Below are 18,225 nucleotides of genomic sequence, written 5' to 3' on the forward strand. Positions count from 1 at the left end.
GCCCGCACTGCCCCCCTCCACCAAGACCCTCATTCATATGTCGAAGAAGTCACGCTCAAAAATCTGGTTTCTGGTACACAGCTGGCTGGCCTTGCCCATCTGGTTCTTTGTACTGATCGTCTGCATCACCGGAACCCTGGCAGTGGTCAGTCAGGAAATCGTCTGGCTGGCCAACCCTGATATCCGCGCCAACAAACCCACGGACAATGCCGAACTGCTCAGCTATGACCAGGTGATCGCCGCCATCAAGCACGCCGAACCCCAGGTAATCGTCGAGTCCCTCAGCCGCCCGGACGAATCGCACTTCGCCCTGAGTGTCGACCTCAGCTATCCCGATGGCCGCTCCGTGGAGGTTTACGTCAACCCGTACACCGGGGTAATCCAGGGCATCAGCCCTTCGTTCAACTTCAAGGCATTCACCCGCGCCTTGCATGGCTGGTGGCTGGTGCCGTTTACCAATGGATTCAGTTGGGGCTGGTACCTGGTTTCGTTGCTGGGGCTGCCGTTGCTGGTCTCGCTGATCACCGGCCTGGTGGTCTATAAACGCTTCTGGAAAGGCTTTTTCAAACCGACCCTGCGCTTGACTCATGGCGCACGAATTTTCTGGGGCGACTTCCACCGACTGAGCGGCATCTGGTCGATCTGGTTCATTGCCGTCATCTCTATCACTGGCACCTGGTTCCTGATCCAGGCCATTCTCAGCGACAATCAGATCTCCATCTCCAGCGAACCCATCGTCCCGGTGATTACCCGGGACAAAGTGCCAATGTCCAGCCCGGGCGTGCCGGCCCCCATGATTCCCCTGGATGAGGCGATCAACAGTGCCACCCAGCGTATCCCGGGCCTGGAAGCCAGTTTCATCAGCCTGCCAAGCACTGCCTATAGCCATTTGCGCATCGGCGGGCGCGGCTGGTATCCGTTGATGTTCCAGACCGCGGAGATCAACCCCTACAGCGGCGAAATCGCGGCCTCGCACCAATTGTCGGACCGCTCGGCCCTCGAATTCGTCACCGAATCCATGCGCCCGCTGCACACCGGTGATTTTGGCGGGGTCTGGATCAAGCTGATCTGGTTCTTCTTCGGCCTGGTGCTGAGCATGATGGTCTTGAGCGGCCTGCTGATCTGGAGCAAACGCACGGCCCTGGCTACGCTCCATGCCCTCAAGCGCAGTGCCAGGACTGCCCCGCAACCGGCTTTGGCCCTGCAAAACGACGCACTGGAGGGCAACCAATGAGCAGGGTCACCGTCGCTGTACCGTCTTCGCCGCTGCGGGCCCTTTGGCTCAAGTGGCGCTTCCACATCAATATCCTGCTGTTGCTGGTGCCCCTGGGGTTCATGCCCAAGTACTTTGCCGACGCTGCGCTGTTTCGCGGTGACAGCGGCCTGGGCGAACGGGAAGTGGGCGAAGTGCAGGTCGGCCCCTGGAGCCTGAAACTCGCCGAATTGCGCAACGAGGGCCCACGCCCGGACCCGGCAGGCTATATGAAAGCCTTCACTGGCGCCCTGTGTGCCACTTGCGGCGATCAGGTCAAGGCCACCTACCTGCGCATCGGCAAGCCCCGCAGCCTGCGGGCCGCCGGGGTGATTTTCTTCGGCACCCCATACCGCATGGGCACCTTGCTGCCGGTCCCGGAACGCACCCCGGCCGACGCCGAACTGTGGATCACCATGGAAGGCTGGGACGGCGCGATGCACCAGGCCTCCATTCCCTTGAGCCAGGCATCGCCCGCGACCATTGCCTGGTTGAACAAACGAGGAGTCAAACCATGACCTTTTTGCGCCTGACCCGCGCCTGTGGCGCGCTGATCCTCTGCGCCGGTTTCAGTGCCGACGCCCTGGCCCACAACCCGATGTGCGAATGCAAGGAAATCGCCGGCGAGCAGATCCAATGCACCGGTGGCTTTTCCGATGGCAGCGGTGCTCCAGGCGTGACCCTGGACGTGATCGGCTATGACGAAACCATCCTGGTGCCCGGCAAGCTGGGAGAAGACTCCACATTGACCTTCAAGAAACCGTCCGCCGAGTTCTACGTGCTGTTTGATGCCGGTCCCGGCCACGTTGTCGAGATCGACCAAGCGGATATCCAGGCACCATGAGCGGCACGACCCAAACCGTTCGCCCGGCCGGCGCCGGGCACGAAACCCTCTACGTGTTGCTGTTGTGCCTGATCATCCTGGCCGTGTCTGGAACCGTGGTGGCCTTGCGTGGTGAACACCAGGAAGTCGCCGCCGTGCCCAGCCACCAACTGGACGCCCGTCGCGACCTGAGTGCGGCCGAGCAAGGCATCTACGCCGACCTGCGGGTGACCCTGGATGAGATCCGTTGGCTGCAAGAGGAACACAGCGCCCTGCCCACCCTGGCACAGTTGGCCGAAGAGGGTTTTGCACCCTTCGTCCAGGACGCCAGTTCGGTGAGCCGTGGCAACCATCGCTGGCAGTTGCTGGAGCCATCGACCTACCTGGGCTTGAGCCAGACGCCACAGGTCAGTGGCTCACTGCTGATGCGCGTCAAGGGTGCCGAGCCGGATATCTGGCTCAACCGCCGCGCCAATCTCCAGGCACCCGCCGACCTCACTGACCAGGCACTGATCGACGCCGGCTGGCAACAGGTGGTCGCGCAATTCGATGCCGGCGTCACCCGCCAGCACCGTCACTGAATTCACGCTGTATCCAAGAGAAGACCATGTCTATTTCATCTCCATTATTACGCCTGTTGCTGGTGGGCCTGTTCACCGTGCTGCTGGCCCCACTGGCCAATGCCCTCTCTAATCAAGAGTCGGCCAAACGCCTGCGCATCGGCATCACCTTGCACCCCTATTACAGCTACGTGACCAATATCGTCGGCGACAAGGCCGAAGTGGTGCCGTTGATTCCCGCCGGTTTCAACCCTCATGCCTACGAACCCCGTGCCCAAGACATCAAGCGCATCGGCACCCTGGACGTGATCGTACTCAATGGCGTCGGCCACGATGATTTCGCCGATCGCATGATCGCCACCAGCGAACGCCCGGACATCCCGGTGATCGAGGCCAACGCCAACGTGCCGCTGCTGGCCGCCACCGGGAACGCCGCCCGCGGTGCCGGCAAGGTGGTCAACCCTCATACCTTCCTGTCCATCAGCGCGTCCATCGCCCAGGTCAACAATATTGCCCGTGAATTGGGCAAGCTCGACCCGGATAACGCCCGCGCCTACACCCAGAACGCCCGCGCTTATGGCAAACGCCTGCGCCAGATGCGCGCCGATGCCCTGGCCAAGTTGACCAGCGCACCCAACGCCGACCTGCGGGTGGCCACCGTGCACGCCGCCTACGACTACCTTCTGCGTGAGTTCGGCCTGGAAGTCACCGCCGTGGTGGAGCCAGCCCACGGTATCGAGCCGAGCCCCAGCCAGTTGAAGAAAACCATCGATCAACTGCGGGACCTGGATGTGAAAGTGATCTTCTCGGAGATGGATTTCCCGTCCAGCTATGTCGACACCATCCAGCGCGAATCCGGGGTCAAGTTGTACCCGCTGTCGCATATTTCCTATGGCGACTACAGCGCTGAAAAGTACGAAGTGGAAATGACCGGCAACCTCAACACCGTGGTCCGGGCGATTCAGGAGTCAGGGGCATGACGGCGGCGGAACACCTGCAAGTGGCCAGCGTAGGTCCGACCCTGGAATTCAACACGGTGTCGCTGACTCTCGGGCGCACGGTGATTCTCGATGCCGTGAGCTTCCAGGTAGCACCGGGCAGCATCCACGCGCTGGTCGGCCCCAACGGCGGCGGCAAAAGCTCGCTGATCAAGACCCTGCTGGGGCAAACGCCGCACCAGGGCCAACTGAGCCTGCACTGGCCAGACGCGCCTGGAACCATTGGCTACGTACCCCAGGCCCTGGAGTTCGACCGGGGTTTGCCCATGACCGTCGACGACTTCATGGCCGCCATGTGCCAGCGCCGTCCGGCGTTTCTTGGCCTGTCCCGGCATTACGCCGAGGCGATTGGCGAGGCGCTGGAGCGGGTGGGCATGCAGGACAAGCGCCGCCGGCGCATGGGTGCCCTGTCCGGCGGTGAACGCCAGCGGGTGCTGCTGGCCCAGGGACTGATCCCGGCGCCACAGTTGCTGGTGCTGGATGAACCGATGTCGGCCCTCGACGAGGCAGGAATCCAGGTGTTCGAGCGACTGCTCAATGACTGGCGCCAGGCTGGAATCACCGTGTTGTGGATCGAGCACGACCTGGAAGCCGTCGGTCGCCTGGCTGACCGCGTCACCGGCCTGAACCGTCGCGTGCTGTTCGATGCCTCGCCGAAAGAGGCACTGACGCCGGACCGCCTGCTGACACTGTTCTCCACCCACCCAAGGAACCCGGCACTATGAGCTATGAAGCCTTTCGCCTGATGGTCCAGGGCTGGGCATCTTCCGGCTACTTGCCGGAAGCCCTGGCCTATGGGTTTGTGGTCAACGCGTTGCTCGCCGGGCTGCTGATCGGCCCGGTACTGGGCGGCCTGGGCACCCTGGTGGTGGTCAAGCGCTTTGCGTTCTTCTCCGAAGCCGTCGGCCACGCAGCACTGACCGGCGTAGCCGTGGGTATCCTGCTGGGAGAACCCTACACCGGCCCCTATGGCAGCCTGTTCGGCTACTGCCTGCTGTTCGGCATCCTGCTCAACTACCTGCGCAACCGCACGGGGTTGGCACCCGACACCTTGATCGGCGTGTTCCTCTCGGTGTCCCTGGCCCTGGGGGCGAGCCTACTGTTAATCCTGGCGGGCAAGATTAACGTACACATTCTGGAAAACGTGCTGTTTGGCTCGGTATTGACGGTCAATGGCAATGACCTGCTAGTGCTGGCGATTGTCGGTTCCCTGGTGATGGCCCTAGCCTTGCCGCTGTACAACCGCATCATGCTGGCCAGCTTCAACCCGCAACTGGCCGCGGTGCGCGGGGTAGCGGTGAAGACCCTGGATTATCTGTTTGTGATCCTGGTAACACTGATCACCGTGGCTGCCGTCAAGGTCATCGGCGCGATTCTGGTGGGCGCCCTGCTGGTAATCCCTGCCGCCGCCGCACGCTTGCTGAGCCAATCGCTCAAAGGCTTCTTCTGGATCTCAGTGGCAATCGCCACCGTCAGCACCCTGTGCGGGATTTTGCTGCCGATCATTTTCGACCTGCCCATTCCATCCGGCGCCGCGATTATTCTGGTCGCCGGTATCGCCTTCGCCCTCGCCGCCATCGCTCGCGGCACGGTCCCCAGCCTGAAAGGGAATCTCGGATAATGCGCCCTGTCATACGCCCACTAGCCCTGGCCATCGCCTGTTTGATCAGTACCTCCGCCTTGGCCGCCGACGGCCTCAACCCACAGCATTCCACGCCCCATCAAGACCTCGCCCCTACCGCACAGGCCAAGTCTGTGAAGCCGGTGAAAGTCCTGGCGGCCTTGCCGATTACCTATGGCTTGGCGCAAGTGTTGCTCAAAGGCAGCGATGTCAATCTTGAACGCGCAGCGCCAGCCAACCTGCCAGGCTCACGGCAAACGTCCTATTTCACCGGACGCGGTGCGGCGACGCTGAACACCCTGGCACTGGACGCCGACGCCGCCATCGGCTTGCGCTCGCTGTGGCCGGACGACCCGCTGTACCCCGTGGCCCGACGCAGTAATATCCGCATCGTCGAAATAGACGCCGCACGCCCGGTGGATGGCGGTTTACCAGGGATCGCCGTGCAGCCAGGCGCCGTCGATGGCTTGAACAGCCAGCCGTGGCAGTCGAGTAACAATATGGGACGCATGGCGGATGTGCTGGCTGCTGACCTGAGCCGCCTAGCACCTGGGGCCAAGCTGCACATTGACAGCAACCTGGCCAACCTCAAGCAGCGCCTGCTCAAGCTGGCCGCCGACAGTGAGGCCCGACTGGCCAAGGCGGATAACGTGAGTGTGGTCTGCCTGAGCGATCACCTGGGTTATCTGGCCAGTGGGTTGAATCTGGAACTGGTCAACGTTGATGCCCGGGCTGATGCCGAATGGACGCCTGAGGCGTTGCAGCAACTGAGCGCCAGTTTGAAGGAGGGTGATGTGGCGCTGGTGCTGCATCATCGTCAGCCAAGCGATGCGGTGAAGGCGGCGGTCAGCGCGGGAGGGGCGCAGTTGTTGGTGCTGGGTACCAATGGGGTGGATCCGGTTGGGGAATTGGAGGGGAATGTGGATCAGGTGATCAAGGCGTTGGGGTCTTGATCATCGGTGGTAGCAGGTTGGGTTCGTGGTGGCCTGGTGGCCTGGTGGCCGACCGGATTGTGGGGGGGGGTTGAGGGGCATATCCGTTTTTTGGTAACGGCTGCTTAGGGTTTCGCCCTTACGGCGACTCACTTTGGAAAAGCACCAAAGTAAGCAAAGGGCTCTTGCCCCACCACTTGGTGCCTCGCGGTGGCTCGGCATGCCCGAACGCAGGCATCGTGGTTTAACGGGGCGCCTAAGATCAAAAGCCAGAGCAGAGCGGTCTTCTGTAGGAGCGAGCTTGCTCGCGAAAAACCTGAGGACGCCTCGGGGTACCAGATTTCCCGCGTTATCGTTAACGACCTTCGCGAGCAAGCTCGCTCCTACAGGGGGAATGTATTCACAAAATCAGGTCGGCTGTCAGGCCGCCGTGCTGCCGCCGTTACCGCAGCAACGTATATGTACCCCCAACCTGGTCAGCTACCAGACCGCCACGTCACCCCGGCAACGGAAGCACCCTCAACGCCCTAACCGACTTATACGAAAAACTCGAATAAATCTCCTTGACGCAAGGCAGCGTCTGCAACACCTCCCGGGCAAACTCCCCAAACGATTCCAGATCCTTCGCCACCACTTCCAGCAAAAAATCATACCGCCCCGACACGTTATGGCAGGCAACAATCTCGGGAATCGCCAACAACCGCTGCTCAAACGCCCGGGCGATTTCCTTGGAGTGCGTATCCATCATGATGCTGACAAACGCCGTCACCCCATACCCCAGCGCCTTGGGCGAAAGAATTGCCTGATAGCCACTGATCACGCCCCTGTCTTCAAGGTTCTTAACCCGCCGCCAACACGGCGAAGTCGTCAGGGAAACGCGCTCGGCCAACTCGGCCACGGTCAGGCGAGCATTTCCCTGCAGGGCATCCAACAAGGCTTTATCGGTACGATCCAGGCTTCCAGGCATGTCTTGCCCCAAATGTTTGTCTTTATGGATTTTCATCCCAAGTTGACGGGGTTTTCCAACAAAGTATGGAATATCCGGCCTCGATTATAAGCATAGCATTGTAGGAAATAAGGAGTGTCAGGCCATGAAAAACAAACAAGACACGCTTGGCTTTTCTACGCGTGCCATCCACCACGGCTACGACCCGCAGGACCACCACGGTGCCTTGATACCGCCCATCTACCTGTCCGCCACCTTCGCCTTCCCCACCGCCGAATACGGCGCCGGCTGCTTTGCCGGCGAGCAAACAGGACACTTCTACACCCGTATCTCCAACCCGACCCTGGCGCTGCTGGAATCACGCATGGCAACCCTGGAAAACGGCGAAGCCGCCGTGGCCTTCAGCTCTGGCATGGGTGCCATTGCCGCCACGTTCTGGACCCTGCTGCGCCCGGGTGACGAGATCATCGTCAGCCAGACTCTCTACGGTTGCACCTTCGCCCTACTGCATCACGGTATTGGCGAATTCGGCATCAAGGTGCGTCACGTCGACCTGTCAAACCTCGCCGCCTTGCGTGAGGCGCTTTGCCCCCAAACCCGCATGATTTACTTCGAAACGCCGGCCAACCCCACCCTGCAGATGGTAGACATTGCGGCCGTGGCCGAGATTGCCCATCAACAGCCCGGTATCACCGTGGTGGTAGACAACACGTATTGCACTCCTTATCTGCAACGCCCCCTGGAAATGGGCGCTGACGTGGTGGTGCATTCCGCCACCAAATACCTCAGTGGCCATGGCGATATCACCGCCGGTATCACCGTCACCAGTCATGCACTGGCGCAACGGATTCGCCTGCAAGGCCTCAAGGACCTGACCGGCGCCGTGCTGTCGCCCCAGGATGCCTTTTTGCTGATGCGCGGCCTCAAGACCCTGGCGCTGCGCATGGACCGCCACTGTGGCAATGCCCAGGTCATCGCCGAGGCCTTGCAGGCCCATCCGGCCGTGGAATCGGTGACCTACCCCGGCCTGCCGTCGTTTGCGCAGTACGACCTGGCCGCCCGTCAGATGAAGCTGCCGGGGGGCATGATTGCTTTCGAGCTCAAGGGTGGCATCGACACCGGTCGGCGCTTCATGAACGCCCTCAAATTGTTCAGCCGCGCAGTCAGCCTGGGGGATGCCGAATCATTGGCCCAGCACCCGGCGAGCATGACCCACTCCGCCTACACCCCCCAAGAGCGTGCACACCACGGGATCAGCGAAGGATTGGTGCGGTTGTCGGTGGGCCTTGAGGACGTCGCCGACTTGCTGGCAGATGTGCAACAGGCCCTGGCTACCTGCGTCAAACACGCGCCCGTGGCAAAACCGTTCCAGCTCGAGGCGCACGCCAAGTAAGCCTCTGTGCGTCCTCGACACCTCCCTGCAACAGTGAGGTGTTCCACTCTCTGTCCGTCCACTACTGATGGCCGCCCAGGCATGGCTTTATAATTTTTTGCGCATGGAATCACCCGGCTATCCCTAGGCTGTACTAGGATATGACTCGGCGGTCACTACTATCACTGAAGATTATTTATCTTTACTCCCCTTATTAAACCCGTCGCTATAAGGCTGATTTCCTCTCCCTTACAAAACTCATGGATGAAATGATGAACTCACACCTGTTCCCACACATTGGCAAGGTCATCGCCAGCACCGGTAGTCGCCGCTTTCCGCGCATGCTGCATGACCTGATACTCACCCAACTGGATGTGGATGCCACGCACATAATGCAATTGCGTGTGAACTCAGCGAGTCACTCCAACCCCAAGGCTTGCACTTTGGAAGGCGCCATCCCGGTCTACACCGATTCTGTTGCAGATAGCGCCAACGCCGTGATGGCAGTATCGGACCCCGCATGGCCGGCCGCACAGCTGCACTTGACTCGCCGCAAGGACAATTTCAGCTACGTACTTTCGGTGTACCGCTCACAGCAGCCGCAGCATTTTTCTGCCCAGGAGCGGATCATCCTGCAGAACTTTTCCTCCCTGCTGCTGCCCATGGTCGAGAAACACATCACCGCGATCCAGCCGTGCAGTAATGACAACGATGTCGAACCTCCGGAACTGGAAAACCAGGGCATCGAAAACTTGCACCGACGCTTTGACGAACGCCTGGCACAGTCGGGACTGAACCTGTCCAAGCGTGAGCTGCAAGTGTGTGTCGGCCTGCTGGCCGGGCGTACCGCACCGCAATTGGCCGTGCAAATGGCGCTGAAGGTCAACACCATCGAGAGCTACCTCAAGCGTGCGGCAATCAAGATGGGCATCAGTGGACGACATTCGTTGTTGCGGTGGATGTATTCAACGCAAGACAGCACTGCCCTGTAAGGCAGATACCGACGATTAGGGGCCCTCAACCTCAAGCCCCTCGCCACAATCAATCGCGCGCCAATGCCTCGATAGGGTCCAGTCGCGCCGCATTGCGCGCCGGGACAAAACCAAAGACGATCCCGATCATCGTCGAACACGCAAACGCCGTGACAATCGAGCCCACGGAAAACACCATCTCCCACTCTTTGATAAACAACGAAAACAGCGAACCGATACCCAGCGAGAGCAAGATGCCAATCATCCCGCCAATCAGGCAGACCATCACAGCTTCCACCAGAAACTGTTGACGGATATCCGACTGCCTGGCGCCTACCGCCATGCGAATACCGATCTCGCGAGTGCGCTCGGTGACCGACACCAGCATGATATTCATCACCCCGATGCCGCCCACCAGCAACGAAATCACTGCAATCAGCGACAGCAGCAACGTCAGGGAGCGGCTGGTCTTCTGCACCGTCTGCATAATGCTGTCGAGGTTGTTGGTGAAGAAGTCCTTGGTACCGTGGCGCTGCTGCATCAGTTTGTTGACGCTATCTTCCACCAACTGGCTCGGCTGGCCGTCCTTGATGCGCACGGTAATACTGTCCAGATGATGCTGCCCCAGCAGGCGACCAGCCGCTGTTTCATAGGGCACCCAGACTTGAAGGGCCTTGCTGGCGGCGAACATGTTTTTGTTTTGCGCCGTCACACCAATCACCGTGCTCGACAGGTTGCCGACCAGAATCACCTGGCCCAACGGATCCACTCCCGCGCCGAAAAGCCGCTCGCGGGTATTGTGATCAATCACCACCACCTGGGCCTGGCGCCTGGCGTCACTTTCGCTGAAGGCAATGCCGGCTTCCATCTTCAGGCCCTTGACCTGGAAGTAACGGTCGCTGACACCGTTCACCTGAGCCTCCAGGTCAATATTACCAAAGCGCAGCAATAGGCTACGGCCCACCATCGGAGTGGCGCTGTCCACGGAGTACAACTGGTTCAACGCGTCCACATCGGCAGGCAACAGGGTCTGGATGACCGAGGCCCGGCTGTCACCAAAACTGGTGCCGGGAAAGATATCGATGGTGTTGCTGCCTATGGCCTGGATGTCCTTGAGCACATAGCGCTTGGCACCTTCACCAATGGCCGAAATCGACACCACGGACGTGATGCCGATGACAATGCCGAGCATGGTCAGCAAGGTGCGCATGCGATGAGAGATCAGCGCCACCCAGGCCATATTAAAGGCCTCCTTAAACAACCCGAGGCTGGCCACCAGGCGCCGTGGGCCACTGTGCCGGGGTTCGACAGGGGATTCATCGGGCAGGTCTACGCCGGGGCGTTCGTTGGCCAGGTCGCTGACAATTTCGCCGTCGCGCACCTCGATGATCCGCTGGGCATTGGCCGCCACTTTCGGGTCATGGGTAACGATGATCACGGTGTGCCCGGCGGCGTGCAACTCGGCCAGGATGTTCATCACGTCCTTGCCACTGTGGGTGTCGAGAGCACCGGTGGGCTCGTCGGCAAGGATCACTTCGCCGCCATTCATCAAGGCCCGGGCGATACTTACCCGTTGCTGCTGACCGCCTGAGAGCTGGCTGGGCCGGTGGGTCACGTGCCCCGACAACCCCAGCCGCGCCAGCAACTCACCGGCCCGACCATGGCGCAGGGCTTGCGGAGTGCCAGCGTAGATTGCCGGCATTTCCACGTTGTGCAAGGCACTCAGGTGCGCCAGCAAGTGGTAACGCTGGAAGATAAAGCCGAAATAGTCGCGGCGCAGTTCGGCCAACTGTTCATCGTTGAGGGTACGGGTTTCAATGCCGTTGATCTTGTAGCTGCCGGCGGTAGCGTAATCAAGGCCACCGAGGATGTTCATCAGGGTCGACTTACCCGAACCCGAGGCCCCGGTGATCGCCACCATTTCTCCGGCATTGATCCTCAGGTCGATGCCTTTGAGGGCGATAAACTCCCGATCGCCGGCCATGAAGCTGCGGGTGACACCTTTAAGTTCCAGCAGTGGCTGAGTCATCCATCATCCCCCCGCCACGGCGGGCGCCGCATCGCCAACCACCACTTGGTCACCTTCGACCAGGCCCTCGGTGATCTGCACCTTGACGTTGTTATTGATGCCGGTCTGCACATTGCGCGACGTCGCCTTGCCCTTGGCCCCCAGCACCCGTACCGGGAAACTGCCATCGGCATTGCGCGGACCGAGCGCCGCCACTGGCACGATCAGCGCCGACTTGGCGGTATCGAGGACGATACGCACCTGGGCGGTCATGGAGATACGCAAACGATGGTCGAGGTTGGGCACCTCGAACAGTGCGTTGTAAAACACCGCCGTATTCTGCTTTGGCGCGCCAGCAGTCTGGGTTTCAAGGAAGTTCTGCGGCGCCGGCTCCGTGCCTCGCAGCTTGGCGTAGTAGCGCTTGTCTGCCTCGCCGAGGATGGTGAAATACACCTCCTGGCCCGGGACGATATGGATCACATCAGCTTCCGACACCTGGGCCTTGATGGTCATGGTGTCCAGATCCGCCAGCTTGAGCAGCACCGGCGCCAGTTGGTTGGCGATCACCGTCTGGCCTTCCTGGGTGACGATACCCACCACGTCGCCGTCAATCGGCGCGACAATACGGGTATAGCCCAGGTTGATCTTGGCGGTGTCGATCTGGATGTGGGCGCTCTTGATTTGCGCATCCAGAGACATCAAGTTGGCACGCTGCACTCCATAGTTGGACTCGGCGGTTTCAAAGTCCTGGCGCGACACCGACGCGTCTTCCTGCAAGCTACGATAACGCTCGTAGACCGACTTGGCCTCCTTGAGTTGGGCTGCCGTGGCGAGGCGCTGGGCCTGGAGGTTTTCTTCATCCACTTGAGCATTGCGCAAGGTGTTCTGCAAGATCAACGGATCGATTTCCGCCAACCACTGGCCCTTCTTCACCTTGTCTCCCAGCTTGACCTTGAGGGATTTCAACTGGCCGGACACCTGGGCACCGACATCCACCTGCTTGATGCCCTCCAGAAGACCGGTGGCCAGCACCGCATTCTCGATATCACTGCGCTCGACGGTCGCGGTGAGGTACTGCGGGGCGTCCGCCGGGGCTTGCACCGTATAGACAACCAGCCCCGCCACAACCAGCAACACCAGGCCCACTCCAACTTTTCGAAACTTCGACTTTTCCATAAATGACCACAAAAGGTGTTGAGGACAAGCCCGACCGGATAGGGTCGGGCCTCATAGACCAAGAACCGAATAACCGTTACGGCGTCACGAGACTGTCTCCCCCGCCGTCACCACCAACCCCTCATGCCACCAAGCCGCCAGGCTGTACACATTCGGGGCCTTGAGCAGCGTGAAATGATTCCCCGGCCCATACCAGACCTCCAGCGCCCCGCTGTGCCGACGCCAACCCTCGATCATCGACGCTTGCTCGCGCTGATTACCCAAGGCATCCAGCGTCGGGTCGTCCGCCAGTACCAACCGCACCAACCCGTCATACCCTTGGCGCGGCTGATAAACCGTACGCAGCGCCGTGGCATAAGTGCGCGCCGGCCCCTGCATCGCATCCGGTGCCGAACGCTGGGGGAGCAGCCCCGCACGCACCATTCCCGTATGCAGCAGTTGATGCTGCGTCGCCTCGTCCTGCTCGGCAAAATGCCGCGGATCAATTCCCAGGGGTTTGCCCGCCGCCACCTGCATCGACTCGATCAAACGCAGCAACGCCGCCGTGGTGGTATAGGGCCGGCCCACAACGCCATTGCCTCCCGGAGACTCGCTGTCAATCACTGTCAACGATGCGACTTTTCGGCCCTGCGCTTGCAACATGGCCGCCATCTCTAACGCCACCCAGCCGCCGAACGAATGCCCGATCAGATGCACCGGCCCCAAGGAGTACTCTTGCTCAATGGCTTGCAAGTAATGCCGGGCTGCCGCCTCGACCTGGTGGTGAGGTACTGCTTCGCCATCCAGGCCTCGAGGCTGCAGGCCCACGATCGGCCAGTCACGACCCAGTGCTTCGGTCAGGCCGACAAACCCGGTGACGCTGTCACCCGCGCCGGGCACACAAAAGATCGGCGTATGGCCGTGTCGTCCACCCTGAATCCGCAACAACGGTTGATGAACGGGCAAAGCCGGTGCTTCCCCAGCCGCCAATGCCTGGTTGAGGGCCTGCCCCAGGACTTGGATATGCGGGGCCGTCATCATGCTTTGGTGGTCCCCCGGTACCGGTATCTGGCGCAATTGGCCGGCGACCAGGAAATCCCCCCAACCGTGGGATGAGCTGCGTCGAGACAGTTCGGTCGGCCGCTCCAGTGCGTTGAACAGATGCACCGGAATCGAAGTCGGGAACAGGTTGTAATGGGCCAACGCGTGACCGTGGGCCACTTCCCTCTCGATATAGGCCAACACGTCGCTGTCCGAACCTGCCGCCATGTGCGGGAACAGCAATTGCTGGTTGCGGCAGTCATGCAGCAGCCCGTCGAAATCGAAATCCGCGACATTCGCTTCCAGACGCGCAAGGCTGGCCACCACCTCGATGCCCGCCGCCCCCTGACTCTTCCAGTAAGCCGTGCAAAGCAATAGCAAGTGGCGCTTGCAGGCATCGGCGCCCAACCAGCGAGCCTTGCCCTGGTCTGTCAGGCGTGGCACGTAACTGTCGATCAAACCGAGGAATGCCACCGGCTCATCCTGGCCCTGCAGTTGCAGCGCGACTTCATAGGCCAGTACCCCACCGAACGACCAGCCCGCCAGACGATAAGGCCCATGAGGCTGGACCGAACGGATAACACTCACCAACCGTGTCGCCAGCCCTTCCATGGTCTGCAACTGCGGCTGCCCCAACGGCATCCCGGGCAAGCCGTAGATCGGGAAGTCGCCGGGCAGATGTTGCCCCAACGCCGGGAAATACACGTCCATGCCGCTGAACTCGTGAATCAGGAACAACGGCGGCTGGCTGCCTTCTACCCGCACCGGAACCAGTGTCGTATCACGCTGCAGTTGCGTGGTGCGCTGGCTGATCAGCGAGGCGACCGACTCGACACTGGCATGCTGGAACAGCTCCGCCAGCGACACATCAAGGCCCGCCTCCTCCATCAGGTTGACCAGACGGATCGCCAGCAACGAGTGACCACCTAACTCGAAGAAGCTGTCATGCCGGCCCACCCGCTCGACCTTCAGCACCTGGGCCCACAACTGCGACAGGGTTTCTTCCAGGGCATTGACCGGGGCTTCATAGACACGACTGATCAGTGCCTCCAGCGCAGGCTCCGGCAAGGCCTTGCGATTGACTTTGCCGTTAGGGGTCAGCGGCAGTTCACCCAGGACCACGTAGGCCGACGGCACCATGTATTCCGGCACCTGAGCCTGCAGATGAGCGCGCACGGCTTCGATCCCCAAGGGGGCCTCAAGCCAGGTGAAATAGGCCACCAGGCGCTTGTCGCCGGATGCATCTTCGCGGGCCAAAACCACCACATCCTTGATACCGGGACAGGTAGCAAGACGCGCCTCGATTTCTCCCAGTTCAATACGGAAACCACGAATTTTCACTTGTTCGTCGTTACGCCCGATGCACTCCAGCAAGCCTTGCGCGTTCCAGCGCCCCAAGTCGCCGGTGCGGTACAACAACGCCTCGGGTTGCTCGCTGAAGGGGTCGCGGACAAATTTTTCCGCTGTCAGCTCGGGACGATTCAAATAGCCCAGCGCCACCCCCTGGCCGCCAATGCAAATTTCCCCGGTCGCACCCAATGGCACCGGCTGCAAACAGGCATCCAGCACATACACCTGGGTATTGGAAATCGGCCGGCCGATGGGCACGCTTTCAGCACCGGCCGCGATGGCCCGCACTTCATGGGTGGTGGCATAGGTAGTGGTTTCCGTAGGGCCATAGCAATGCACCAGGCGCAGCTGCGGCGCCTGGGCCAACAGGTTACGGAATGCCGCCGGGTCTGCCCGCTCGCCGCCGCACAACAAGATCCGCAGCCCGGCCAGGGCGTTGGGGATCAGTTGCACGTACTGGTTGAACAAGGCTGTGGTGACAAACAGGATCGTCACACCCTGCGCCTTCAGGACCTGGCCGAATACAACCGGGTCGAGCAAGGTGGCAGGGTCGATTACCCGTACCTGGCCACCGTGCAGCAAAGGCCCCCAGACATCCATGGTGCTGGCATCAAACGCCGGGTTGGAGGCGAACGCCACGCGATCATGGGCATTGAAATCCGCATAGCCATTGTTGATGACCAACCGTGTGATACCCCGGTGCGGCACCCGCACCCCTTTCGGGGTGCCGGTGGAGCCCGAGGTGTACATGATGTACGCCGCACTTTGCGAAGATTGCGACACATCCGGGTTGGAGGACGGTTGCAGGTCCAGGACCAGTCGGTCGAGGTCAAGACGTCGGGCGGGATAATCAATCGCCACATTGCTATGGGTCAACAGCCATACGGCCGAGCTGTCCTGCACCATGAATCCCTGGCGCTCGGCCGGTGCGTTGATGTCCAGCGGCACATAGGCCGCGGCGCACTTGAGGATCGCCAGTTGGCCGACCAGCAAGCCCACCGAACGGGGTAACAGGATCGCCACGTTGTCACCCGGCTTGACCCCCAGGGCCAATAGGTGATGGGCCAGATGGTTGGCACGGGTGTTCAGCTCGCCGTAACTCACGGCGTGCTGACCGTGAATCACCGCCAACGCCTCGGGATGGGCGTTGGCCTGGGCCTCGAACAGGCGCTGGACCGTTTGCTCATGCGGGTAGTCGCGGTGAGTGGCGTTGAAATCCTCCAATAACTGTCGACGTTCGCTTGGCGGCAGAATCGACACCTGATGGATCGCGGTGCCGGGGTTGTGCTCCAGGGCGTGCACCATTTGCTCCAGGGCAATGTGCAGGTACTCGCAAAGTCGCTGCGCCCCCAGGCCACGCGCGGCCATGGCATCGAAGGCAAAACCATCGCCCAGATCATCGACACTCAACGACAGCAGGTAGTCCGTGCGCTCCTGGGCCTTAAGCATTTGAATGCCCTGCCACGCCGCCAACACTTCGGCACTAGGCTGGCCGGGGCGGGCGCCGTGGCGATAGTTGAAGAGCACACTGAACAACGGCGTGGTTGCCGGCAGCCCACTGCATCGCTGGGCCAGCGCCAGGGGCGCATGCTCATGGCTGAGTAACTGGGTCAGCCGGGCGTGGGTGGTCATCAACGCTTGCTGCACTGTGTGCCCACCCAAGTCGACACGCAGCGGCAAGGTGTTGATAAACGCCCCCATCGCTCGCTCGGCGCCTTCACCACCCTGCATCCGCCCCAACAGAACAGTACCGAACACCACCTGCTCGCGACCGCAAACCGCACCCATCACCTGGGCCCAGGCCAGGTGCATCAGGCTGGCGGCACTGACCCCAAGGGCAGACGCCCGGGCACGCAGGTGTTGGCTCAGCAGCGGATCGACCGTCAACCGGGCATGCTCGCTCGGCTCCTGGTCGCCAGCCACCGCTTGTATCCCGAACGGCAGGCTCGGTTCATCGATATCCGCCAACAGTTCACGGAAGAATCCTTCATGCGCCTCTTCAGTCATCCCCAGTCGTGTCTGCGCGACATAATTGCGGTACGGCACCGCCGCCGCCAACTGTTCCCGTCGGCCCAGCAGGCAGGCCTGCATATCCTGTTGCAGGACTTCCAGGGCGACGTGGTCCATCACCAAATGGTGGAACAGCAACAACGCCACCACCCGCTGGTTGACCTTGTCTTCGGTGTACACCAGGCGAATCAGCGGCGCCTGCGCCAGATCGAGGCGATAGTGACGGCTGTCGAAACGCGCCAACAGGCCGGCCAACGCATCGCCTGCCCCCGTTTCGGCCCGTTCACAACTCAGCGGTGCCTGGCGCCAGACCACTTGTACAGGCTCCTCCAGGCCGTCCCAATGCATGGACGAACGCAGAATGTCATGCCGCTCGATCACCTCTTGCAAGGCCGTAGCGAACACCTGCAGGCGTTCCTGGCTGGAGAAGGCGAACTGCGCTTGCAACAGGTATGGATCACCGTCGCGGGACGCCCGGTGGCGATAGAGAATACCGGCTTGCAACGGCGCCAGCGGGTAGATGTCTTGCACGTTGGCCGCACCACCCGGTATAGCGGCGACGATTCGGTCGATGGCCGGTTGGTCCAACGCCACCAACGCCAACATCGGCGGAGTAATCCGGGTGCAGTGCGCAGCAATACCATTGGCCGGCACCAGCACTTCGCGCCCGCCACCAATGGCTGCCGCCAAGGCTGCCAGTGTCGGTTGGCCAAACAGTACTTTGACATCCGCCGACAGCCCGGCCCGGCGCATCCGCCCGATCAGGCTGACCGCCAGCAACGAGTGGCCGCCCAGCTCGAAGAAATGGTCATGGCGACCGACCCGCTCCACATTCAGCAACTCGGCCCAGAGCCCTGCCAGGAGGATTTCAGTGTCACCGACCGGCGCTTCATACTCGCGCACAATCACCGAACTCAGCCCCGGTGCCGGCAACGACTTGCGGTCGAGCTTGCCGTTGGGGGTCAGCGGCAATGCATCGAGTCGTATGTAGGCGGCGGGCACCATGTACTCCGGCAGTTGCCCTTGCAAATGGGCACGCAGGGCTTCTATGTCTGCCACCTCTTCCGCCGAATGCGCAGTGAAGTAGGCCACCAGACGCGTCTCCCCCGGTACGTCTTCACGGGCCATAACCACGGCGTCCTTGACGTCTTGGTGCTGGGCGAGCCTGGTTTCGATTTCTCCCAGT

At 61.3% G+C, this 18,225-nt stretch carries 14 protein-coding genes and 1 pseudogene; 10 read left to right on the forward strand and 5 right to left on the reverse strand.

The window, feature by feature from the left end:
• Positions 1–37 precede the first annotated feature (37 nt).
• Genes GIR22_RS24300 through GIR22_RS24335 form a run of 8 tightly spaced genes read left to right on the forward strand, consistent with a single transcriptional unit; the run spans position 38 to position 6,207 of the window.
• A complete protein-coding gene (locus tag GIR22_RS24300; RefSeq protein WP_154745818.1) occupies positions 38–1,234 on the forward strand; it encodes a PepSY-associated TM helix domain-containing protein in 1,197 nt (398 codons plus the stop codon).
• Complete coding sequence (locus GIR22_RS24305; protein ID WP_154745819.1) at positions 1,231–1,770, forward strand: thiamine pyrophosphate-binding protein; 540 nt, start codon at positions 1,231–1,233, stop codon at positions 1,768–1,770. The genes GIR22_RS24300 and GIR22_RS24305 overlap by 4 nt, the downstream gene beginning before the upstream one ends.
• Positions 1,767–2,096 (forward strand): hypothetical protein, encoded by a 330-nt coding sequence (locus tag GIR22_RS24310; RefSeq protein ID WP_154745820.1) that lies wholly within the window; start codon positions 1,767–1,769, stop codon positions 2,094–2,096. The genes GIR22_RS24305 and GIR22_RS24310 overlap by 4 nt, the downstream gene beginning before the upstream one ends.
• Entirely contained in the window at positions 2,093–2,656 is a 564-nt protein-coding gene (locus tag GIR22_RS24315; protein ID WP_154745821.1) for a DUF6162 family protein, read from the forward strand. The genes GIR22_RS24310 and GIR22_RS24315 overlap by 4 nt, the downstream gene beginning before the upstream one ends.
• Before the next feature lie 26 nt (positions 2,657–2,682).
• Positions 2,683–3,615 carry a metal ABC transporter substrate-binding protein gene (locus GIR22_RS24320; RefSeq protein WP_154745822.1) on the forward strand — a complete coding sequence of 311 codons (933 nt, stop codon included), beginning with the start codon at positions 2,683–2,685 and terminating at the stop codon, positions 3,613–3,615.
• A complete protein-coding gene (locus GIR22_RS24325) occupies positions 3,612–4,358 on the forward strand; it encodes a metal ABC transporter ATP-binding protein (protein ID WP_154745823.1) in 747 nt (248 codons plus the stop codon). Before GIR22_RS24320 ends, GIR22_RS24325 begins: the two co-directional genes overlap by 4 nt.
• Positions 4,355–5,254, forward strand: a complete 900-nt coding sequence (locus GIR22_RS24330; RefSeq protein WP_154745824.1) for a metal ABC transporter permease — start codon at positions 4,355–4,357, stop codon at positions 5,252–5,254. Before GIR22_RS24325 ends, GIR22_RS24330 begins: the two co-directional genes overlap by 4 nt.
• Positions 5,254–6,207, forward strand: a complete 954-nt coding sequence (locus GIR22_RS24335) for a metal ABC transporter solute-binding protein, Zn/Mn family (protein WP_154745825.1) — start codon at positions 5,254–5,256, stop codon at positions 6,205–6,207. The genes GIR22_RS24330 and GIR22_RS24335 overlap by 1 nt, the downstream gene beginning before the upstream one ends.
• A gap of 267 nt (positions 6,208–6,474) precedes the next feature.
• Here GIR22_RS24335 and GIR22_RS26525 read toward each other — a convergent pair.
• Together GIR22_RS26525 and GIR22_RS24340 are read right to left on the reverse strand one after the other, a co-directional pair.
• Positions 6,475–6,561, reverse strand: a pseudogene (locus GIR22_RS26525) (outer membrane lipoprotein carrier protein LolA); the annotation flags it as partial.
• Positions 6,562–6,682: 121 nt separating this feature from the next.
• Entirely contained in the window at positions 6,683–7,153 is a 471-nt protein-coding gene (locus GIR22_RS24340) for an Lrp/AsnC family transcriptional regulator (protein WP_154745826.1), read from the reverse strand.
• 124 nt (positions 7,154–7,277) lie between these two features.
• On the opposite strand from GIR22_RS24340, the gene GIR22_RS24345 reads away from it, so the two are divergent.
• Positions 7,278–8,525, forward strand: a complete 1,248-nt coding sequence (locus GIR22_RS24345) for a methionine gamma-lyase (protein ID WP_154745827.1) — start codon at positions 7,278–7,280, stop codon at positions 8,523–8,525.
• Positions 8,526–8,776: 251 nt separating this feature from the next.
• Entirely contained in the window at positions 8,777–9,496 is a 720-nt protein-coding gene (locus GIR22_RS24350; RefSeq protein WP_154745828.1) for a helix-turn-helix transcriptional regulator, read from the forward strand.
• Between the two features lie 49 nt (positions 9,497–9,545).
• Here the strand turns inward: GIR22_RS24350 and GIR22_RS24355 are convergent, their stop codons facing one another.
• The 3 genes from GIR22_RS24355 to GIR22_RS24365 all read right to left on the reverse strand — a co-directional run.
• Complete coding sequence (locus GIR22_RS24355) at positions 9,546–11,504, reverse strand: MacB family efflux pump subunit (RefSeq protein ID WP_154745829.1); 1,959 nt, start codon at positions 11,502–11,504, stop codon at positions 9,546–9,548.
• A 3-nt stretch (positions 11,505–11,507) separates the two neighbouring features.
• A complete protein-coding gene (gene macA / locus GIR22_RS24360) occupies positions 11,508–12,659 on the reverse strand; it encodes a macrolide transporter subunit MacA (protein ID WP_154745830.1) in 1,152 nt (383 codons plus the stop codon).
• 84 nt (positions 12,660–12,743) lie between these two features.
• A partial coding sequence (locus GIR22_RS24365; protein ID WP_154745831.1) for a non-ribosomal peptide synthetase occupies positions 12,744–18,225 on the reverse strand: 5,482 nt, incomplete at its 5' end.

The sequence above is a fragment of the Pseudomonas karstica genome, from assembly GCF_009707515.1.
In the GTDB taxonomy this organism is placed as follows: Bacteria; Pseudomonadota; Gammaproteobacteria; order Pseudomonadales; family Pseudomonadaceae; genus Aquipseudomonas; species Aquipseudomonas karstica.

Bases quoted from the DNA above. Each gene is read 5' to 3' on its own strand.
- GIR22_RS24320 (WP_154745822.1), top strand. From the start codon at position 2,683: ATGTCTATTTCATCTCCATTATTACGCCTGTTGCTGGTGGGCCTGTTC.
- GIR22_RS24315 (WP_154745821.1), top strand. From the start codon at position 2,093: ATGAGCGGCACGACCCAAACCGTTCGCCCGGCCGGCGCCGGGCACGAA.
- GIR22_RS24355 (WP_154745829.1), bottom strand. From the start codon at position 11,504: ATGACTCAGCCACTGCTGGAACTTAAAGGTGTCACCCGCAGCTTCATG.
- GIR22_RS24310 (WP_154745820.1), top strand. From the start codon at position 1,767: ATGACCTTTTTGCGCCTGACCCGCGCCTGTGGCGCGCTGATCCTCTGC.
- GIR22_RS24300 (WP_154745818.1), top strand. From the start codon at position 38: ATGTCGAAGAAGTCACGCTCAAAAATCTGGTTTCTGGTACACAGCTGG.
- macA (WP_154745830.1), bottom strand. From the start codon at position 12,659: ATGGAAAAGTCGAAGTTTCGAAAAGTTGGAGTGGGCCTGGTGTTGCTG.
- GIR22_RS24335 (WP_154745825.1), top strand. From the start codon at position 5,254: ATGCGCCCTGTCATACGCCCACTAGCCCTGGCCATCGCCTGTTTGATC.
- GIR22_RS24345 (WP_154745827.1), top strand. From the start codon at position 7,278: ATGAAAAACAAACAAGACACGCTTGGCTTTTCTACGCGTGCCATCCAC.
- GIR22_RS24325 (WP_154745823.1), top strand. From the start codon at position 3,612: ATGACGGCGGCGGAACACCTGCAAGTGGCCAGCGTAGGTCCGACCCTG.
- GIR22_RS24330 (WP_154745824.1), top strand. From the start codon at position 4,355: ATGAGCTATGAAGCCTTTCGCCTGATGGTCCAGGGCTGGGCATCTTCC.
- GIR22_RS24350 (WP_154745828.1), top strand. From the start codon at position 8,777: ATGAACTCACACCTGTTCCCACACATTGGCAAGGTCATCGCCAGCACC.
- GIR22_RS24340 (WP_154745826.1), bottom strand. From the start codon at position 7,153: ATGCCTGGAAGCCTGGATCGTACCGATAAAGCCTTGTTGGATGCCCTG.
- GIR22_RS24305 (WP_154745819.1), top strand. From the start codon at position 1,231: ATGAGCAGGGTCACCGTCGCTGTACCGTCTTCGCCGCTGCGGGCCCTT.